17 protein-coding genes are annotated in these 17,641 nt (G+C 68.8%); 8 read left to right on the top strand and 9 right to left on the bottom strand.

The annotated features are described in order from the left end of the window. The first annotated feature begins 349 nt into the window (after window positions 1-349). Complete coding sequence (locus IG194_RS14810) at window positions 350-1,714, top strand: APC family permease (RefSeq protein WP_058489691.1); 1,365 nt, start codon at window positions 350-352, stop codon at window positions 1,712-1,714. Window positions 1,715-1,762: 48 nt separating this feature from the next. Further along, entirely contained in the window at window positions 1,763-2,794 is a 1,032-nt protein-coding gene (locus IG194_RS14805; protein WP_058070846.1) for a histone deacetylase family protein, read from the top strand. Between the two features lie 350 nt (window positions 2,795-3,144). Here the strand turns inward: IG194_RS14805 and IG194_RS14800 are convergent, their stop codons facing one another. The 4 genes from IG194_RS14800 to IG194_RS14785 form a co-directional block, all read right to left on the bottom strand. Continuing rightward, on the bottom strand, window positions 3,145-3,519 hold the full coding sequence (locus IG194_RS14800) for a NirD/YgiW/YdeI family stress tolerance protein (protein ID WP_043268248.1): 375 nt from the start codon (window positions 3,517-3,519) through the stop codon (window positions 3,145-3,147). 82 nt (window positions 3,520-3,601) lie between these two features. Beyond that, window positions 3,602-4,534: an SdiA-regulated domain-containing protein gene (locus tag IG194_RS14795; RefSeq protein WP_043268246.1), complete on the bottom strand. Its 933-nt coding sequence runs from the start codon at window positions 4,532-4,534 to the stop codon at window positions 3,602-3,604. 81 nt (window positions 4,535-4,615) lie between these two features. Then, a complete protein-coding gene (locus tag IG194_RS14790) occupies window positions 4,616-5,281 on the bottom strand; it encodes a fumarylacetoacetate hydrolase family protein (protein WP_043317452.1) in 666 nt (221 codons plus the stop codon). 143 nt (window positions 5,282-5,424) lie between these two features. Next, complete coding sequence (locus IG194_RS14785) at window positions 5,425-6,819, bottom strand: FAD-binding oxidoreductase (RefSeq protein WP_024128084.1); 1,395 nt, start codon at window positions 6,817-6,819, stop codon at window positions 5,425-5,427. Between the two features lie 191 nt (window positions 6,820-7,010). On the opposite strand from IG194_RS14785, the gene serA reads away from it, so the two are divergent. Next, entirely contained in the window at window positions 7,011-8,240 is a 1,230-nt protein-coding gene (gene serA / locus IG194_RS14780; RefSeq protein WP_009613962.1) for a phosphoglycerate dehydrogenase, read from the top strand. Window positions 8,241-8,519: 279 nt separating this feature from the next. Here serA and IG194_RS14775 read toward each other — a convergent pair whose 3' ends face one another. Then, complete coding sequence (locus IG194_RS14775) at window positions 8,520-8,957, bottom strand: DUF4399 domain-containing protein (protein WP_043317450.1); 438 nt, start codon at window positions 8,955-8,957, stop codon at window positions 8,520-8,522. A gap of 161 nt (window positions 8,958-9,118) precedes the next feature. Then, on the bottom strand, window positions 9,119-9,613 hold the full coding sequence (locus IG194_RS14770; protein ID WP_043268238.1) for a DUF523 domain-containing protein: 495 nt from the start codon (window positions 9,611-9,613) through the stop codon (window positions 9,119-9,121). A 192-nt stretch (window positions 9,614-9,805) separates the two neighbouring features. Here IG194_RS14770 and IG194_RS14765 point away from each other — a divergent pair, with 192 nt between their 5' ends. Further along, window positions 9,806-10,360: a DUF6160 family protein gene (locus IG194_RS14765; protein ID WP_043268236.1), complete on the top strand. Its 555-nt coding sequence runs from the start codon at window positions 9,806-9,808 to the stop codon at window positions 10,358-10,360. 3 nt (window positions 10,361-10,363) lie between these two features. Here IG194_RS14765 and IG194_RS14760 read toward each other — a convergent pair whose 3' ends face one another. Continuing rightward, window positions 10,364-10,987, bottom strand: a complete 624-nt coding sequence (locus IG194_RS14760) for a 2OG-Fe(II) oxygenase (RefSeq protein WP_058488072.1) — start codon at window positions 10,985-10,987, stop codon at window positions 10,364-10,366. Window positions 10,988-11,085: 98 nt separating this feature from the next. On the opposite strand from IG194_RS14760, the gene IG194_RS14755 reads away from it, so the two are divergent. Next, window positions 11,086-11,817, top strand: coding sequence for a DUF2059 domain-containing protein (locus IG194_RS14755; protein WP_043268232.1), 732 nt, complete (start codon window positions 11,086-11,088; stop codon window positions 11,815-11,817). Here IG194_RS14755 and IG194_RS14750 read toward each other — a convergent pair. Beyond that, window positions 11,814-12,752: an alpha/beta hydrolase gene (locus IG194_RS14750; protein WP_058488071.1), complete on the bottom strand. Its 939-nt coding sequence runs from the start codon at window positions 12,750-12,752 to the stop codon at window positions 11,814-11,816. The genes IG194_RS14755 and IG194_RS14750 overlap by 4 nt on opposite strands. 77 nt (window positions 12,753-12,829) lie before the next feature. Here IG194_RS14750 and IG194_RS14745 point away from each other — a divergent pair, with 77 nt between their 5' ends. Then, on the top strand, window positions 12,830-13,471 hold the full coding sequence (locus tag IG194_RS14745) for a DUF6436 domain-containing protein (RefSeq protein ID WP_052058982.1): 642 nt from the start codon (window positions 12,830-12,832) through the stop codon (window positions 13,469-13,471). 31 nt (window positions 13,472-13,502) lie between these two features. Beyond that, a complete protein-coding gene (locus IG194_RS14740) occupies window positions 13,503-14,006 on the top strand; it encodes a hypothetical protein (RefSeq protein ID WP_043317441.1) in 504 nt (167 codons plus the stop codon). Between the two features lie 17 nt (window positions 14,007-14,023). Here the strand turns inward: IG194_RS14740 and IG194_RS14735 are convergent, their stop codons facing one another. Next, window positions 14,024-15,058, bottom strand: a complete 1,035-nt coding sequence (locus IG194_RS14735) for an AraC family transcriptional regulator (protein WP_058488070.1) — start codon at window positions 15,056-15,058, stop codon at window positions 14,024-14,026. 106 nt (window positions 15,059-15,164) lie between these two features. On the opposite strand from IG194_RS14735, the gene IG194_RS14730 reads away from it, so the two are divergent. Next, window positions 15,165-17,555, top strand: coding sequence for a penicillin acylase family protein (locus IG194_RS14730; protein WP_058488069.1), 2,391 nt, complete (start codon window positions 15,165-15,167; stop codon window positions 17,553-17,555). Window positions 17,556-17,641: the final 86 nt, after the last annotated feature.

Genomic DNA, 17,641 nt, shown 5'->3' with positions numbered 1-17,641 from the left:
TACAGGGTTCTGCGGGGCGGCGCGGCGGCCTAAAGTCCGGGTACTCGCCCAGGGAATGGCCGCCAGGGCCGCGATCACCGGCGCAGCACGCGCCGCGCCGGTATCCAGGGAGCGCCGCCAGCGAGCATCCACAAGAACAATGCCCCGAGAACGCTCATGACCAGCCCTTGCTCCACCCCGGTTCGCGGCCGTCACCGCGCCCACCCCTTCCTCGCCCGTTACGCCCGCCGGCAGCGCTGCGGCTGACCGCCCCGCTCCCTCCGCGCGGCCGCCAGCGGCGCCCCGCGCCAGCGCAACAACGACAAGAATTCGCGAGGAAACATCGATGGCCATCGAACAAGGCGCCCGCATGAGCGCCAGCACCGGCAACGCCCCCCAAGCCCAGGCGGACGCCCGCCTCAAACGCATCCTGGGGCTGCCCGCCCTGGTCTTCTTCGGCCTGGTCTACATGGTCCCGCTGACCATGTTCACCACCTACGGCGTGGTCACCGAGATGACCGGCGGGCGCACCGCCAGCGCCTACCTGATCACCCTGCTGGCGATGCTGTTCACCGCCGCCTCCTACAGCTTCATGGTGCGCAAGTACCCGATCGCCGGCTCCGCCTATTCCTACACCAGCCTGAGCTTCGGCCCGGCGGTGGGCTTCCTCTCCGGCTGGTCGCTGCTGCTCGACTACCTGTTCCTGCCGATGATCAACTACCTGCTCATCGGCCTGTTCATGAACATCGCCTTCCCGGAGATTCCCGCCTGGGTCTTCGTGGTCGCCTCCATCGCCCTGGTCACCGTGCTCAACGTGGTGGGCATCAGCCAGGTGGCCGGCATGAGCAACGCCATCGTCGGCGCCCAGTTGGTGTTCATCGTGGTGTTCGTCGGCATGTCGCTGAAGAGCCTGGCCGGCGCCCCGGCCCTGGACCTGGCCGCGCCCTTCGTCGGCGACGGCAGCAAGCCCGGCTTCGCCCCGCTGATGGCCGGCGCCGCGGTGCTGTGCCTGTCGTTCCTGGGCTTCGACGCGGTCTCCACCATGGCCGAGGAAACCCGTGACGCGCGCCGCGACATCCCGCGGGCGATCATCATCACCACGGTGCTGGCCGGCCTGATGTTCACCCTGCTGGCGATCATCAGCCAGCTGGTGTTCCCCGGCAGCGTGTTCGAGAACGCCGACTCGGCGGCCAACGAGGTGATGCTCAAGGCCGGCGGCCAGTTCCTCGGCAACTTCTTCACCGCCGCCTACATCGCCGGCTGCATCGGCTCGGCGCTGGCCTCCCAGGCCTCGGTGTCGCGCATCCTCTTCACCATGGGGCGCGACGGCATCCTCCCGCGCAGCCTGTTCGGTACCCTGCACGCGCGCTTCCAGACGCCGGTGGTGGCGATCCTGGTGGTCTCGGCCATCTCCCTGCTGGCCCTGGTGCTGGACCTGACCACCCTGGCCTCGATGATCAGCTTCGGCGCCCTGGTGGCCTTCTCGGTGGTCAACCTGGCGGTGATCCGCACCTACCTGGGCGTCGAAGGCCGCCGCGCGCCGGCCGACCTGCTGCGCTACGGCCTGGTGCCCTTCATCGGCCTGTGCCTGACGCTCTGGATGTGGACCAGCCTGTCGCAGCTGACGCTGATCGTTGGCCTGAGCTGGTTCGCCGTCGGCTTCGTCTACCTGGCGCTGCACACCGGCGGCTTCCGCCGCAAGGCGCCGAGCGTGAACTTCGAGGAAAACGCCTGATACCCCACGGACCTACCGGGCGCCGCCGGGCGCCCCCAGGAGTGCATGATGCTGACGATCTACACCGACGACCATCGCTTGCACCACGGCCAGCATGAGCTGATCGGCGGCCAGTTCACCCCCTGCTTCGAGAAGCCCAGCCGCGCCGACATGGTCCTGGACCGCGTCAAGGCGGTGGGCCTGGGCGAGATCCAGGCCCCGCGCGACTTCGGCCTGGAGCCGATCCGGCGCATCCACACCGAGGGGTTCGTCAACTTCCTCCAGCACGCCTGGCGCGACTGGCTGGCCACCGGCCGCAGCCACGACATGCTGCCCATCGCCTGGCCGACCCGCCGCCTGCTGCAGAAGGAGCCCGACAGCATCGACGGGCGCCTGGGCTACTACAGCTTCGACGCCGGCGCGCCGATCACCGCCGGCACCTGGCAGGCCATCACCAGCTCGGCGAACGTGGCCCTGACCGGCCAGGCCGAACTGGCCAAGGGCGCCCGCTCGGTGTTCAGCCTGTGCCGCCCGCCGGGCCACCACGCCTCGGCCGACTACATGGGCGGCTACTGCTTCTTCAACAACGCCGCCATCGCCACCCAGGCCATCCTCGACCAGGGCGCGGCGCGGGTGGCCATCCTCGACGTCGACTACCACCACGGCAACGGCACCCAGGACATCTTCTACGACCGCGCCGACGTGCTCTTCACCTCGATCCACGGCGATCCGCGCTTCGAGTACCCCTACTTCCTCGGCTACGCCGACGAGAAGGGCCGGGGCGTGGGCGAAGGCTTCAACTTCAACTACCCGCTGGCCTCGGGCAGCGACTGGTCGGTATGGAGCCTGGCGCTGCAGGCGGCGATCCGCCAGATCGCGGCCTATGGACCGGATGTGCTGGTGGTTTCGCTGGGGGTGGATACCTTCAAGGAAGACCCGATTTCGCAGTTCAAGCTGGACTCGCCGGATTACCTGCGCATGGGCGAGGCCATCGGCAAGCTGGGGCTGCCGACCTTGTTCGTCATGGAGGGGGGGTATGCGGTGGAGGAGATCGGGGTCAATGCGGTGAATGTGTTGCAGGGGTTTGAGAGTGTTGGTTGAGCGGGGATGGTGTTTCCTGGTGACGCAGGATGCCGGGGCTTAGAGCGCCCTCTCCCTAACCCTCTCCCTGAAGGGAGAGGGGACCGTTCGGAGTGCGCTGATGTTTCGGCGTTAGCCGGCCACTCCGCGGGCATCAGGATGAACCACACCTTCTCTCGGCACGGACAAGCCCCCTCTCCCTTCAGGGCGGGGCGCGCAGCCGAGGGCTGGGGAGAGGGAGCGGAGTCAGCCTGGCGCGCCAGGGCCGCCGGGAGACGCGGTTCGCGAGCAAGCTCGCTCCTACGAAAAGCCAGACACAAAAAAGCCGCGCCGAAATCACTCCCGGCGCGGCCTTTTCCATAGCGACTCAGTTACTGCAACACATCAACCCGATCCACATCGATCTCCACGCCCTTGCGGTCATGGTCGACCTCGCCGGTCAGGCGCACCTTGGTCTTGTCGGAGACGTCCACGCCCTGCGGCCAGTCCTCGTGGTCGATCTCCACCTGCATGCTGCCGGTGGCGTCCTTGAACTCGTAGTGCTCGCCGTGCAGGCGCTTGGTGATCACGCCTTCCAGCACGGCCGGGGCGTCGTCGGCGGCGGCCTGGGCGGCTTTCACGGTGTTCACCGGGCCGGTCGCCGCGGGCTTGGCGGCATTGCTGCCCGGGCCGGTGTAGCCGGCGGCGAAGGTGGCGCCGGAGAACAGGGCGATGGCGGCGATCAGGGGAAGACGAATGGATTTCATGAAGTAGCCTCCTGGCTGTTTTCGTTGGAATCAGATTAGCCAAACAGCCTGAAACCAGCCTGAATCCGCCCTTAATCCAGGCTTAACCGCCCTTGCCGTCGTCCTTGAGCTTGCGGAACACGTAGAACAGCTCAGGCTCGCTGACCATGTAGATGGTGCCCTGCTCGTCGATGGCCACGCCCTCGGCGCGCGGGATCTTGTCGTGCAGGCCGTTGAGCCCGCCGAGCAGGCTGATGAAGCTGACCGGCTCGCCTTTCTCGTCCAGCTCCAGCAGCAGGTGCGACTCCGCCGACAGCACCAGGGTGTGGCCGGTGCGCGGGTCGACGCTGAGCGCCGAGACGTTGCGCATGTACAGCTGCTCGCTGGGCAGCGGCCGCATGCTGCCGGTCAGCCCCGGGCTGCCGTCGCTGGTCCAGCTGAAGAGGGTCATGGGGTCGCGCTCGCGGCCCAGCAGCAGGCGTTTCTGCGCCGGGTCCCAGGCGATGCCCTCGAAGCCCTTGTTGCTCTTTTCGCCGAGGTTGCCCAGGTCGAAGCTGGCCAGCTTGGCGGTGCTCAGCTCGTGGGTCTGCGGGTCGAGGTGGAAGATGGTCAGGGAGTTCTGCCGCTCGTCGGTCACCGCGACGTTGCCGTTGGGCAGCACCGCCACGCCTTCGGGGTTCTCCAGGCCCAGCAGCGGGATCACCCGCAGCACCTCGCCGTCCAGCGACAGCTCGCCGAGCAGCGGCTTCTTGCCGGTCACGGTGAACAGCGTGCGGGTCACCGGGTTGTAGGCCAGGTCGGAGGTTTCCTGGCCTTCCAGCCCGCCCTTGAGCGGCTTGCCCTGGATCACCGCGCGGTAGCCGGGCAGCCAGACGCTGTCGGCGCGCGCCTGCTCGCTGGTGTTCTCTTCCTGCCACCACAGGCGGGCGCGGTCGTCCCAGTGGAACAGCTTGGTCAGGACCACCAGCACCACGGCGGCGAAGAGCAAGGCCAGCAGCAGCCAGCGCAGAAGACGAGAGGATCGGACCTGGGTCATCGGGGAGTTCTTGTTGTCTGGGTGGGAACGCCCCGCAGAACGCAAAGACCGCACGAATGGCGGCCTTTGGCGGGGTACGGCTCAGAGGACGCGGCTTTCGAACCGGCTGGCGCCGGGAAGTTCCAGCACCAGCTCGCTACCGCGCTTGAGCGGGCCCACGCCCACCGGCGTACCGGTGGAGACCACGTCGCCCGGCTGCAGCGAGAAGTGCCCGGCGATGTGCTGGATCAGCGGCACGATGGGGTTGAGCATGTCGCGGCTGTTGCCGTCCTGGCGCACTTCGCCGTCGATGCTCAGGCGGATGCCGATGTCGGCCGGGTCGGGGAAGCGGTCGGCGCTGACGAAGGGCGCCAGCACGAAGGCGCCGTCGAAGGACTTGGCCAGCTCCCAGGGCAGGCCCTTTTCCTTGAGCTTGGCCTGCACGTCGCGCAGGGTCAGGTCCAGCGCCGGGGCGTAGCCGGAAATGGCGTCCAGCACTTCCTCGCGGCTGGGCGTGCGCGACAGCGGCTTGCCGATCAGCACGGCGATCTCCGCTTCGTAGTGCACGTCGCCACGACCCTCGGGAATGGCGAAGCCGCCCTCGGCCGGCACGGTGCAGGAGCCGGGCTTGATGAACAGCAGCGGCTCGGTGGGCACCGGGTTGTTCAGCTCCCTGGCGTGCTCGGCGTAGTTGCGCCCGACGCAGACCACCTTGCCCAGCGGGAAGTGGATGCGGGTGCCGTCGACGTACTGATGCTGGTAACTCATGACCGACTCCTGGACGGATGAATGGGATGCCCCGCGGCGCTCGTGGCGCTGCGCGGTGCCCGCCTCCCGCGGGCGCTGCCGGCCGTTCCGTCGGCCCCGAACACGAGAAGGGCCGGTGAACCGGCCCTTCTGGGATGACTGGCTTACTCGGCGAAGATCTTGCCGGGGTTCATGATCCCGTTGGGATCGAACACCGCCTTGACCGCCTTCATGTAGCCGATCTCGGCTTCGGAGCGAGAGTAACCCAGGTAGTCGCGCTTGGTCATGCCCACGCCGTGCTCGGCGGAGATGGAGCCGTTGTACTTCTGCACGGTCTCGAACACCCACTTGTTGACGGTGGCGCACTTGGCGAAGAACTCGTCCTTGGACAGGTTCTCGGGCTTCAAGATGTTCAGGTGCAGGTTGCCGTCGCCGATGTGGCCGAACCAGACCACTTCGAAGTCCGGGTAGTTGGCTTCGACGATGGCGTCGATGTCCTTGAGGAAGGCCGGGACCTTGCTGACGGTGACGGAGATGTCGTTCTTGTACGGCGTCCAGTGCGAGATGGTCTCGGAGATGTACTCGCGCAGCTTCCACAGGTTCTGCAGCTGCTGCTCGCTCTGGCTCATCACGCCGTCCAGCACCCAGCCCTGCTCGACGCAGTGCTCGAAGGTGGCCAGGGCTTCGTTGGCCACTTCCTCGGTGCTGGCCTCGAACTCCAGCAGGGCATAGAACGGGCAGTCGGTCTCGAACGCCGGCGGCACGTCGCCGCGGGCCAGGACCTTGGCCAGGGCCTTGTCGGAGAAGAATTCGAAGGCGGTCAGGTCGAGCTTGCTCTGGAAGGCGTGCAGCACCGGCATGATCGAGTCGAAGTCGGGGGTGCCGAGGACCATCGCGGTGAGGTTCTTCGGCGTGCGCTCCAGGCGCATGGTGGCCTCGACCACGAAGCCCAGGGTGCCTTCGGCGCCGATGAACAGCTGGCGCAGGTCGTAGCCGGTGGCGTTCTTGATCAGGTCCTTGTTCAGCTCCAGCAGGTCGCCCTTGCCGGTGACCACCTTCATGCCGGCCACCCAGTTGCGCGTCATGCCGTAGCGAATCACCTTGATCCCGCCGGCATTGGTGCCGATGTTGCCACCGATCTGGCTGGAACCGGAGGAAGCGAAGTCCACCGGGTAGTACAGGCCCTGCTCCTCGGCGAACAGCTGCAGCTGCTTGGTCACCACGCCCGGCTGGCACACCACGGTGCGGTCGAAGGCGTTGAAGTCGAGGATCCTGTTCATGTAGTCGAACGACACCACCACCTCGCCGTTGGCGGCGACGGCGGCGGCGGAGAGCCCGGTACGCCCGCCCGAAGGCACCAGGCCGACCTTGTGCTCGTTGGCCCAGCGCACCACGGCCTGCACCTGCTCGATGCTCTTGGGGAAGGCGATGGCCAGCGGCGCCGGGGCGAAGTGCTTGGTCCAGTCCTTGCCATAGGCATCCAGGGAATCGGCATCGGTCAGCAGCTTGCCGGGCTCCAGCAGGGGCTTGAGCGATTCGATCAGGGCTTCGCGGGTCATCGAGGGAACTCTCAAATGGTTCATGGTCGTCCTGAGAACAGCTCAGGTCGCAACCGGACAAGGAAAAGGGAGAACATGCTAGCATACGCACCCCACGCAGTTCGCCACCTGGCGCCGAGCTGCGGCACCGGCCGGTTCGGCCAGAGCTGTTCATTTTCTAGCCATTATCCCGGGACTACAGGTTCAAGCAGATGAGCAAGACTTCTCTCGACAAGAGCAAGATCAAATTCCTTCTCCTGGAAGGCGTGCACCAGAATGCCGTTGATACCCTCAAGGCCGCCGGCTACACCAACATCGAGTACCTCAAGACCGCGCTGTCCGGCGACGAGCTGAAGGAAAAGATCGCCGACGCCCATTTCATCGGCATTCGCTCCCGCACCCAGCTCACCGAGGAAGTCTTCGACTGCGCCAAGAAGCTGATCGCGGTGGGCTGCTTCTGCATCGGCACCAACCAGGTCAACCTGAACGCCGCCCGCGAACGCGGCATCGCGGTGTTCAACGCGCCCTACTCCAACACCCGCTCGGTGGCCGAGCTGGTGCTGGCCGAAGCCATCCTGCTGCTGCGCGGCATCCCGGAGAAGAACGCCTCCTGCCACCGCGGCGGCTGGATCAAGTCGGCGGCCAACTCCTTCGAGATCCGCGGCAAGAAGCTGGGCATCGTCGGCTACGGCTCCATCGGCACCCAGCTCTCGGTCCTGGCCGAAGCCCTGGGCATGCAGGTGTTCTTCTACGACGTGGTGACCAAGCTGCCGCTGGGCAACGCGCAGCAGATCGGCTCGCTGCACGAGCTGCTGGGCCTGTGCGACATCGTCTCGCTGCACGTGCCGGAACTGCCGTCCACCCAGTGGATGATCGGCGAGAAGGAAATCCGCGCCATGAAGAAGGGCGGCATCCTGATCAACGCCGCACGCGGCACCGTGGTCGAGCTGGACCACCTGGCCAACGCCATCAAGGACGAGCACCTGATCGGCGCCGCCATCGACGTGTTCCCGGTCGAGCCCAAATCCAACGACGAAGAGTTCGAAAGCCCGCTGCGTGGCCTGGACCGCGTGATCCTGACCCCGCACATCGGCGGCTCCACCGCCGAGGCCCAGGCCAACATCGGCCTGGAAGTGGCCGAGAAGCTGGTCAAGTACAGCGACAACGGCACCTCGGTGTCCTCGGTCAACTTCCCCGAAGTGGCCCTGCCGTCGCACCCGGGCAAGCACCGCCTGCTGCACATCCACGCCAACATCCCGGGCGTGATGAGCGAGATCAACAAGGTGTTCGCCGACAACGGCATCAACATCTCCGGCCAGTACCTGCAGACCAACGAGAAGGTCGGCTACGTGGTGATCGACGTCGACGCCGAGTACTCGGACCTGGCGCTGGAGAAGCTGCAGCACGTCAACGGCACCATCCGCAGCCGCGTCCTGTTCTAAGGATCGCTCGGCGGCAAGAAAAAAGGAGGCTTCGGCCTCCTTTTTTCGTTTCTGCGGCAGGAGCAATGGCCTTACAGGCTATGCCAAGGCGCTCTTCGTAGGATGGGTTGAGCTTGGCGAAACCCATGCGGGACGGTGATGGGTATCGCTCCGCTCAACCCATCCTACGTGGTGTATCGCCGGACTCCGTCCGCGAGAGGTTATCCGCCGCTCAAGAGCATCGCGGATAAATCCGCTACGGGCATATCAGTCCGATCTCGCCGGCCCGAGACCCAACCATCATTTCACGTTGACGGTGATCTGCTTGGATTCCACGTTCGGCTCGAAGGGCACGTGGTTCTTGTCGCCCAGCAGCAGCTGCAGGGTGTGCTTGCCAGGCGGCAGGGTGATCTTGGTTTCCGTCTGGCCCTTGCCGAAGTGGCGGATGTTGTCGGTCATCGGCAGCGGCATGTCCATGGCCGGCTGCTCCTTGAGGTCCACCAGCAGGTGGTGGTGCCCGGTGCTGGGCGAGTCGACGCCGGCCGGGGCCACGCCCATGCCTTCCAGGCCGAACTTGACGGTGAAGGTCTGGCCGACGGTGGCGCCGTCCTGCGGTTCGATGAAATACACCTTGGCCCCCTCGGGCGCCGGGGTACGCGGCATGCCGGCCGCCAGCGCGGCGGTGGAGGCGGCGAGCAGCAGGCCGGCAAGGCCCAGGCAAGGCAACGTGAGCTTCATGGAGTTCTCCTTATGAGCGGGATGGGGAGGCCCGGCACGCTGCAGCGAACCTCCGGCGGGACTCTTCAGCATAGGTCGCCACGCCGACGGCTCAAGGGAAAGAGTGCTACAAGGGCTGTCGGAAGGCTCTACGCCGAGCCTCGCAGGCTATCACAAGCCACTCAGCCGCCGGCTTCCAGGCCGGCCAGGCAGACCGCCGCGGCGTCCAGCTCCTCCTCGCTGAACACCAGCACGCCCATGCGCTTGAGTGCCGCCGCGGTGACGCCTTCGCCGGGCACGCGCAGGCCGGAGAAGCTGCCGTCGTAGTTCTCGCGGTTGCCGCAGGAAGGGCTGCGCGCCTTGAGGATGGCCAGGCGGATGCCATGGCGGTCGACCAGCGCCATGGCCTGTTCGGCGCCGCGGACGAAGGCGCCGGTGACGTCCACGCCATCCACCGTCACCACCGGCGCCTGGCCTTCCAGCACCAGGGCGCCGCGGCCGCCGGGAATCTCCGCCGGCGCGCGCGGCGTGGGCAGGCCGCCGGCTACTTCCGGGCACAGCGCGACCACCCGGCCCTGGGCCTGCCAGCGTTCCAGCAGGTCGAAGGGGCCGTGGCTGCCACCGTCGTAGCGCACCCGGTGGCCCAGCAGGCAGCGGCTGACGAGAATCTTCTGCATGGGCGAAACACTCCCTTTTCGATCGCAACAGACTAGCCCGCACATCGGACCCGGTCACCTGGCAACCGATGGCGGCCACCCGCCGATGGTCGGGCCCATCCTTCGGCTGGAACTGCCGCGCCGGCATGGCGGGCCGGGCGCATCGCGCGCAGACTGCCTCGCCATGTCGCCCACCGCGAGGGAACCGCCCCCATGCTCAAGCCTCTCAGCCTGCCGCACCTGCTCGGCGGCCTGCTGCTGTGCGCCGCCGGCGCCAGCCAGGCCGCGCTCGAACCGCTGGACAACGAAAACCTCGGCCGCATCACCGGCCAGGAGGGCCTGAGCATCCGCGCCGACGTCATGGCCAGCATCGGCAAGGCCGCCTGGGTCGACGACGGCGGCAGCGTCTCGCTGCGCAACCTGAAGATCGACAACGGCTGCACCAGCGCCGCGGTCTGCCCGGACGGCCGCGGCGGCGCGCTGCCCCTGGGCGCGGCGCAGCTGGGCCTGAGCCTGCCGTTCTTCGGCGTCGAGCTGCCGACCCTGCAGGTCGACGTGGTCCAGGGCAGCAACGGCCAGCAGCAGCTGGCGCTGACCCTGCCGGACCTGACCACCATCAACAGGCAGCTCAATGACGGCGGCCTGCCGGCGCAGACCATCCGCGTACGCGTGGCCGGCGACCTCTACGTCGGTGAAAGCCGCCTGGGCAGCCTGGAGGTGCGCGACATCCAGGACATCAGCGGCACCATCCGCGTCTGGGGCCACTGAGCCCTAGAGCGGGGCGTCGCCGCGGCGGCGGAACCAGCCGGTCAGCGACAGGCGTTCGCGGTGGGCCGGCAGCACCTCGTGGGGGAACTCGCCGGAGAGGAACAGCACCAGGCTGCCGCCCAGCGGCGGCACGTCGTCGTGGCTGCCGTCGGCGAAGTACAGGCGCAGTTCGCCGGCGTGCTCGGGCAGCCAGTCGTCGTTGAGGTAGAGCACCGCCGACACACAGCGGCGGTCATCGTCGCGGAAGCGGTCCAGGTGCTTCTGGTAGAAGGCGCCCGGCGGGTACAGGGCGAAGTGGCACTCGAAGTCCTCCAGGCCCAGGAACAACGCGCGGTTGAGCGCCACGCGCAGTTCGTCCATCAGCCCCAGGTAGCGGTCGCAAGGCTCGGCCTGCCCCGGCTCCAGCCACTGGATGCGGTCGCCGCGGACGCCCTCGCGCACCGCCTGGCCGGCGCCGCGCCCCACCGAGGCCGAGGCCAGCTCGCCGGCGGCGGCGCGGTTGCGGCACTCCGCGGCCAGCGCGGCGATCAGGTCCGCGGGCAGGAAGTCGCGTTGCAGCGACCAGCCGCGTTCGGCCAGGTCGTCGACGGCGTTTTGCAGGGGGGAGGAATCGGCGTGGGGGTTCATGCGCTATTGTAACGCCGGCGACAAGCGCCTCGACAAGCGGGGCCGGGCTTGCCGACAATAGCCGCGGCGGATGGCCACTGCCGCCAGGAGGACCCGATTTGCGTGCACTGCTTGCCCTTGCCCTGCTGATGCTGGGCCTACCCGTACTGGCCGACGATTATCAGCGCCTCTACCAGGCCGCCGGCTGGCCGGAACAACGCGCGCACTTCAACGATGCCCTGCACGCCGCGCAGAAGCGCTACCAGGCCAACCTGCCGCCGGCGCTGTACCAGGCCCTGGTGAACAACAGCGACCAGCGCTTCGCCCCGGCGCAGATCGACGCCCGGGCGCTGGCCGGCCTGCGCCGGAACCTGGCGGACAGCGGCCCGGCGCTGGCCTTCTTCGAATCGCCCCTGGGGCGCAAGATCGCCGCCGCGGAAACCCTCGCCACCCGCAGCGACCAGCTCGCCCAGTACGCCAACGGCCTGCCGCGCCAGCAGGCCACGCCGCAGCGCCAGCAGCTGGCCCAGCGCCTGAGCCGGGCCCTGCCGGCCAGCGAGGCCGGCGCCGAGGTCAGCATGGCGCTGGCCAGCGTGGCCGCCGACAGCCTCAGCCAGATGCTCCCCGGCCTGCTCGGCCAGGGCCAGGGGCTGCTCGAAGGGCAGCGGCAGAACGTCGTGCAGCAGATCGGCGCCGACCTCGACAACACCCTGCTGTACGTCTACCGCGGGCTCTCCGACGCCGAGCTGCAGCAGTTCGCCGACTTCGCCGAGTCGCCCGCCGGCCAGGCCTACTACCAGGCGGCGCTGGCCGCGGTGAAGGCCGGGCTGGCCTCCGCCCCTTCGAACTAGCTCAGGCGCTCGCCGAGGAAGTCGAAGTAGCGCCGGCGCAGCGCCTCGCTCTCGTTGGCCAGGTGGTGACGCGCGCCGGTGAGCAGCAGGCACTCGATGCGCTCGAACTTCTCTTCCAGCACCTTCAGGTTGTAGCGCCAGTCCACCGTCTCGTCGGCGTCGCCCTGCACCACCAGCAGGTTGCGCGCGCTGGGCGGCGCGCCCTCGATGTGCGGAATCCAGCGCGCCAGCGCGCCCACCCAGGCGGTGGGCAGGATGCGCGGCTGCAGCGGGTCGCGATCGCGGAGGAAGGCGAGGAAGCCGGCGTCGTTGGAGTTGTCGGTGAACTTGCGCGGGATGGAGTCGACGAAGGGCCGCAGCAGTTGGTAGCTGAGCTTCGACCAGCCCCAGGCGCGCGGCCGCACCAGCGGCGCCAGCAGCAGGGTGTGGCCCAGCTCCGGGCGCGGCGCGCCGGTGAGCAGGTAGTCCAGCAGGATGGCGCCGCCGGTGCTCTGCCCGAAAAGGTGCCAGGGCTGCGGCAGGTCCAGTTGCGCGGCCACGTCCAGCAGGCCGGCAAGCACCGCCTGGTACTCGGCGAAGTCGTTGATGCTGGCCGCCGCGCCGTTGGACAGGCCGTGGCCCGGCAGGTCGCAGGCGATCACCGCCAGGCCCAGGTCCAGCGCCCAGTCGATGACGTGGCCATAGAGCCCCATGTGGTCGTAGTAGCCGTGCAGCAGCAGCAGGCTGCCGCGGGCCAGGGGCGGGCGCCACAGCTGCGCGGCGATGCGGTAGCCGGCGCACTCGAAGTAGCCCAGGCGGCTTTCCAGGCCCGGGTAGCGGGCCGCCAGGTCGAGCCCGTAGAAGGACTGGTAGGCGAGGACCTGGGCGTCGCGTTCGGCTGCGGTCAGGGGTCGCAGGCGCTGGCGCAGCAGATCGGGCTGGAAGGCTTCTGACATCGGGGTTTTCCGCGGTTTCCGGTGACGCTGGGACGAGCGCCCGGCGGCATCCGGGCGGTTCTGCCACAAGCGACGGCATGGCACTCTTGGGGGCTATCTTACCGGGATTCGCCATGCCTGCCCGCCGCACGCTCATCCTCGCCTGCCTCGCCGCGCTGCTCGCCGCCATGCTGCTGGGCGCCTACCAATGGTTCCAGCAGCGCTACATCCGCCCCTTCGACGCGCAGCCGACGCTGTTCAGCGGCGCCGGCCTGCAGCTGCCGGCCGAACTGGCCGGCCCCGGCGCCATCCGCCTGGTGCATTTCTGGGACCCGGCCTGCCCATGCAACGTCGGCAACCAGCAGCACCTCGCCGAGTTGCTGGCGCGTTTCGCCCCGCTTGGCGTGCAGTTCTTCGCCGTGCAGAAGCCCGGCAGCCACGGCCAGTTGCCCGCCACCCTCCAGGCCCTGCGGCCATTGGCCACGCCGCCCGGCGCCGAGGCGCTGCCGGCGAGCCCGGCGGTGGCTATCTGGGACCGCCAGGGCCGCCTGGCCTATTTCGGCCCCTACAGCGAGGGCGCGGTGTGCAGCTCGGCCAACAGCTTCATCGAACCGGTGCTGCAGGCGCTGATCGACGGCCGCCCGGTGCAGTCCACCCAGAGCCTCGCCCAGGGCTGCTATTGCCCCTGGCGGGCGGACAGCCGGGCGCCAGCATCTACACTAGCCGGAGCCGGCCCATGAAGGGCCGGCGCGCGACTACAAGGAGCCTCCCATGCCGCTACGCCCCACCCTCGCCCTGTGCGCCCTGCTCAGCCTGCCGCTGCTGGCCGGCGCCGACGACCAGGCGCCCAGTCCCGACCAGGTGATGTCCGAGCACAAGGCGGAGATCGACAACCGCCTGGCCGACATCGACTACAAGCGCAAACGCATCGTCGAAGCCAACATGAACCTCACCGGCAAGGAAGGCGAGGCATTCTGGCCGATCTACAACACCTACCGCAGCGAGGCCGAGAAGCTGAGCAAGCAGCACCTGGCGCTGATCCTCGACTACGCCAAGTCCTACAACACCGGCAAGGTCTCCGACAAAGACGCCAGCGCCCTGCTCAAGCGCGCCGAGAAGCTCCAGCAGCTGCGCCTGGACCTGCGCAACCGCTACATCGCGCGCATGGCCAAGGCCGTCTCGCCGACCCGCGCCATGCGCTTCCTGCAGATCGAGACGCAGCTCGACGCCATGGCCCTGCTGGACATGGCCAGCGAGATCCCGCTGGCCGAATGAGCCCGGCGCGGGACGCCTCAGTGCGCCTGCGCCATCTCCTGCAAACGCCGCCGGTACAGCTCCGGCGGCACCCCGAACCAGCGCCGGAAGGCGCGATAGAACGGCGACAGCTCGGCGAAGCCGCAGGTCCGCGCCACTTCGCGGATGGCCACGCCTTCGGCCAGCAGCTCGGTGGCGCGCTGGCGGCGTACCTCCTCATGCAGCTCGCGGAAGCCGCTGCCCTGCCCGGCCAGGCTGCGCTGCAAGGCGCTGGCCGGCAGGCCCAGCAGCTCGGCGCAGGCCTGCAAGGTGCAGGGTTCGCGGCCCAGGCGATGGGCCAGCAGATAGCGCAGGCGGTTGAGCAGGTCGTTCTCCTGCAGGCGCTGCAATTCCTCCTCCGCATAGCGGGTGAGCACGCCGTGCAAGGCGGCGTTGGCCGTGCGCGACGGGCGCCGCAGCAGGGCGCGCGGGAACAGCAGGGCGTCGTGTGCGCAGGCGAACCGCGGCGTCAGCCCGAACAGCCGGCGGTGCTCGGCCAGGCGCCGTGGCGCGGCATGGCGGAACTCGATGGCGGAACAGGCGAACTCGTCGTCGCTGACCGCCTTCAGCAGCTTGATGAACAGCAGCAGCAGGCATTCCATCTGCTGGCGCAGCGGCGGGCAGTCGCGGTAGTGGATGTCGAGGACCAGCCGCGCCTGCTCGCCCTCCTCGCGCAGCTGCGCGGCCAGGCCGCCGGAGAGGATGTGCTGGAAGCGCAGGAAGCTGTGCAGCGCCTGCTCCAGGTCGCGGCTGGCCAGCAGCAGGTAGCCGACCACGTCGAGCAGGCGCGGCTTCATCGCCTCGGCCAGGTGCAGGCCGATGTCCACGTCGCCGCTCAGCTCCGGCAGCGCCGCCCAGAACAGCGGCACCTCATCGTGCAGCAGGCGGCCGTCGGCGCTCACCGGCGCCAGGCGCACGCGCCGCAGCGCCTGGCGGTAGATGCGCGCCGGCTCCAACCCCAGGTTGGTAAGCGCCTCGTAGAGCAGGAGGCGCAGGGTGGCCGAATGGGTGAGTGGCGCGCTGGCGAGGGACATGCAGCCTCCTTTTGACCGAAGACTTGCAGCTTGCGCGCGTTTGGTCAATGAAAGCGCCCGGCGCGAATGCGCAGAATCCGCCCAGAACAACAAGGAGAGCCGCTACATGAAACGTACGTTGACCGTTCTTGCCGTGCTGGTGGCGGCCGCTGCCGCCGGGGGCGCCTGGTACCTGCATGGCAAGCAGCCGAGCCGCGACGGCCTGGCCGGGCTGCCCGGGCTGCAGGCCGAGGTCGAGGTGCGCTACGACGAGCGTGGCGTGCCGCACATCCGTGCGCAGAACGAAAGCGACCTGTACCGCGCCCTGGGCTACGTGCACGCCCAGGACCGGCTGTTCCAGATGGAGATGCTGCGCCGCCTGGCCAGGGGCGAACTGGCCGAGGTGCTGGGGCCCAAGCTGGTGGACACCGACCGCCTGTTCCGCACCCTGCGCCTGCGCGACCATGCCGCCGAGTACGCCGCCCGCCAGGACCGGCAGTCGCCCGCCTGGAAAGCCCTGGAGGCCTACCTGGACGGCATCAACCAGTACCAGGCCAGCCACCCGAAGCCGCTGGAATTCGACGTGCTGGGCATTCCCAAGCGGCCCTTCACGGTGGAGGACACCCTCGCCGTGTCCGGCTACCTGGCCTACAGCTTCGCCGTGGCCCTGCGCACCGAGCCGGTGCTCACCTACATCCGCGACGACCTGGGCGCCGGCTACCTGAAGGCCTTCGACCTGGCCTGGCATCCGGAGGGCGTGCTGCAGCGCCCCACCGCGCTGGCCGCCGGCGACTGGAAGGACCTCGGTGCCCTGGCGCAGATCAGCCAGCAGGCCCTGGAAGCCGCCGGCCTGCCGCAGTACGAGGGCAGCAACGCCTGGGTGGTCTCCGGCAGCCGCACGCGCAGCGGCCGGCCGCTGCTGGCGGGCGACCCGCACATCCGCTTCGCCGCGCCCTCGGTGTGGTACGAGGCGCAGCTCAGCGCCCCCGGCTTCGAACTCTACGGCCACCACCAGGCCCTGGTGCCCTTCGCCATGCTCGGCCACAACAAGGACTTCGGCTGGAGCCTGACCATGTTCCAGAACGACGACATGGACCTGGTGGCCGAGAAGACCAACCCGGCCAACCCCGAGCAGGTCTGGTACCACGGCCAGTGGGTGGACCTCGCGCGCGAGGAGCAGAGCATCGCGGTGAAGGGCCAGGCGCCGGTCAAGCTGGTGCTGCGCAGCTCGCCCCACGGGCCGATCGTCAACGACGCCCTGGGCGCCGCCTCAGGCAAGACGCCCATCGCCATGTGGTGGGGCTTCCTGCAGACCGAGAACCCGCTGCTGGACGCCTTCTACCACCTCGACCGCGCCGACACCCTGGACAAGGCCCGCGCCGCCGCCGCGCAGATCCACGCGCCGGGGCTCAACGTGGTCTGGGCCAACGCCCGCGGCGACATCGCCTGGTGGGCCTCGGCGCAACTGCCGAAGCGCCCGGCCGGCGTCGATCCGAACTTCATCCTCGACGGCAGCACCGCCGCGGCGGACAAGGACGGCTTCTACCCCTTCGTCGAGAACCCCCACGAAGAGAATCCGGCGCGCGGCTACATCGTCTCGGCCAACTTCCAGCCGGTGCCCGCCAACGGCCGGCCGGTACCCGGCTACTACAACCTGGCCGACCGCGGCCAGCGCCTGGACCAGCACCTGGCCGACGCCTCGGTGAAGTGGGACCTGCAGAACAGCCAGGCGCTGCAGCTGGACACCGGCACCGACTACGGCCCGCGCACCCTGGCGCCGCTGCTGCCGAGCCTGCGCCAGGCGGCGAGCGGCAAGCAGGAGAAGGCGCTGGTGGAGCAACTGGCGGCCTGGAAGGGCGACTACCCGCTGGATTCGCTGGCCGCCACCCTGTTCAGCCAGTTCCTCTACCAGCTGGCCTACGGCGCCATGCACGACGAAATGGGCGACGCCTTCTTCAACACCCTGCTGAGCACCCGGGCCATCGACAGCGCCCTGCCACGGCTGGCCGCCGACGACGCTTCGCCCTGGTGGGACGACCGCGCCACGGCGCAGAAGGAAAGCCGCGCGGACATCGTCAAGGCCGCCTGGCAGGCCAGCCTGAAGCACCTGCGCGACACCTTCGGCGAGGACCCGGCCAATTGGCAATGGGGCAAGGCGCACACCCTCACCCACGTGCACCCGCTGGGCATGCAGAAGCCGCTGGACCGCCTGTTCAACATCGGCCCCTTCGCCGCGCCCGGCGGCCACGAGGTGCCCAACAACCTCTCGGCGCCCATCGGCCCGGCGCCCTGGGCCGTCACCTACGGGCCCTCGACGCGGCGCCTGGTGGACTTCGCCGACCCTACCCACGCCCTGGGCATCAACCCGGTGGGCCAGAGCGGCGTGCTCTTCGATGCGCACTACAAGGACCAGGCCGAGGACTACGTCGAAGGCCGCTACCACGCCGAGCATTTCGCGCCCGACGAGGTCGCCGCCAACAGCCACGGCCTGCTCAGGCTGGTGCCGCAGGCCCGCTAGGCCGCGCCAGAAACGACGAACCCCGCATGCTGCGGGGTTCCTCGTTTCCGTGAGAAGGGACTGCGGGAGGCGCCGAAGCTCCCTGG

Source organism: Pseudomonas sp. ADPe (assembly GCF_014843515.1).
GTDB classification, from domain to species: domain Bacteria; phylum Pseudomonadota; class Gammaproteobacteria; order Pseudomonadales; family Pseudomonadaceae; genus Pseudomonas; species Pseudomonas citronellolis.
This window is presented reverse-complemented; position numbering and strand designations above follow the sequence as displayed.

Bases quoted from the DNA above. Each gene is read 5' to 3' on its own strand.
- IG194_RS14735 (WP_058488070.1), bottom strand. From the start codon at position 15,058: ATGTCCCTCGCCAGCGCGCCACTCACCCATTCGGCCACCCTGCGCCTC.
- IG194_RS14785 (WP_024128084.1), bottom strand. From the start codon at position 6,819: ATGACCCGCGAAGCCCTGATCGAATCGCTCAAGCCCCTGCTGGAGCCC.
- IG194_RS14730 (WP_058488069.1), top strand. From the start codon at position 15,165: ATGAAACGTACGTTGACCGTTCTTGCCGTGCTGGTGGCGGCCGCTGCC.
- IG194_RS14800 (WP_043268248.1), bottom strand. From the start codon at position 3,519: ATGAAATCCATTCGTCTTCCCCTGATCGCCGCCATCGCCCTGTTCTCC.
- IG194_RS14790 (WP_043317452.1), bottom strand. From the start codon at position 5,281: ATGAGTTACCAGCATCAGTACGTCGACGGCACCCGCATCCACTTCCCG.
- IG194_RS14745 (WP_052058982.1), top strand. From the start codon at position 12,830: ATGGCACTCTTGGGGGCTATCTTACCGGGATTCGCCATGCCTGCCCGC.
- IG194_RS14805 (WP_058070846.1), top strand. From the start codon at position 1,763: ATGCTGACGATCTACACCGACGACCATCGCTTGCACCACGGCCAGCAT.
- serA (WP_009613962.1), top strand. From the start codon at position 7,011: ATGAGCAAGACTTCTCTCGACAAGAGCAAGATCAAATTCCTTCTCCTG.
- IG194_RS14775 (WP_043317450.1), bottom strand. From the start codon at position 8,957: ATGAAGCTCACGTTGCCTTGCCTGGGCCTTGCCGGCCTGCTGCTCGCC.
- IG194_RS14795 (WP_043268246.1), bottom strand. From the start codon at position 4,534: ATGACCCAGGTCCGATCCTCTCGTCTTCTGCGCTGGCTGCTGCTGGCC.
- IG194_RS14770 (WP_043268238.1), bottom strand. From the start codon at position 9,613: ATGCAGAAGATTCTCGTCAGCCGCTGCCTGCTGGGCCACCGGGTGCGC.
- IG194_RS14760 (WP_058488072.1), bottom strand. From the start codon at position 10,987: ATGAACCCCCACGCCGATTCCTCCCCCCTGCAAAACGCCGTCGACGAC.
- IG194_RS14750 (WP_058488071.1), bottom strand. From the start codon at position 12,752: ATGTCAGAAGCCTTCCAGCCCGATCTGCTGCGCCAGCGCCTGCGACCC.
- IG194_RS14740 (WP_043317441.1), top strand. From the start codon at position 13,503: ATGCCGCTACGCCCCACCCTCGCCCTGTGCGCCCTGCTCAGCCTGCCG.
- IG194_RS14810 (WP_058489691.1), top strand. From the start codon at position 350: ATGAGCGCCAGCACCGGCAACGCCCCCCAAGCCCAGGCGGACGCCCGC.
- IG194_RS14765 (WP_043268236.1), top strand. From the start codon at position 9,806: ATGCTCAAGCCTCTCAGCCTGCCGCACCTGCTCGGCGGCCTGCTGCTG.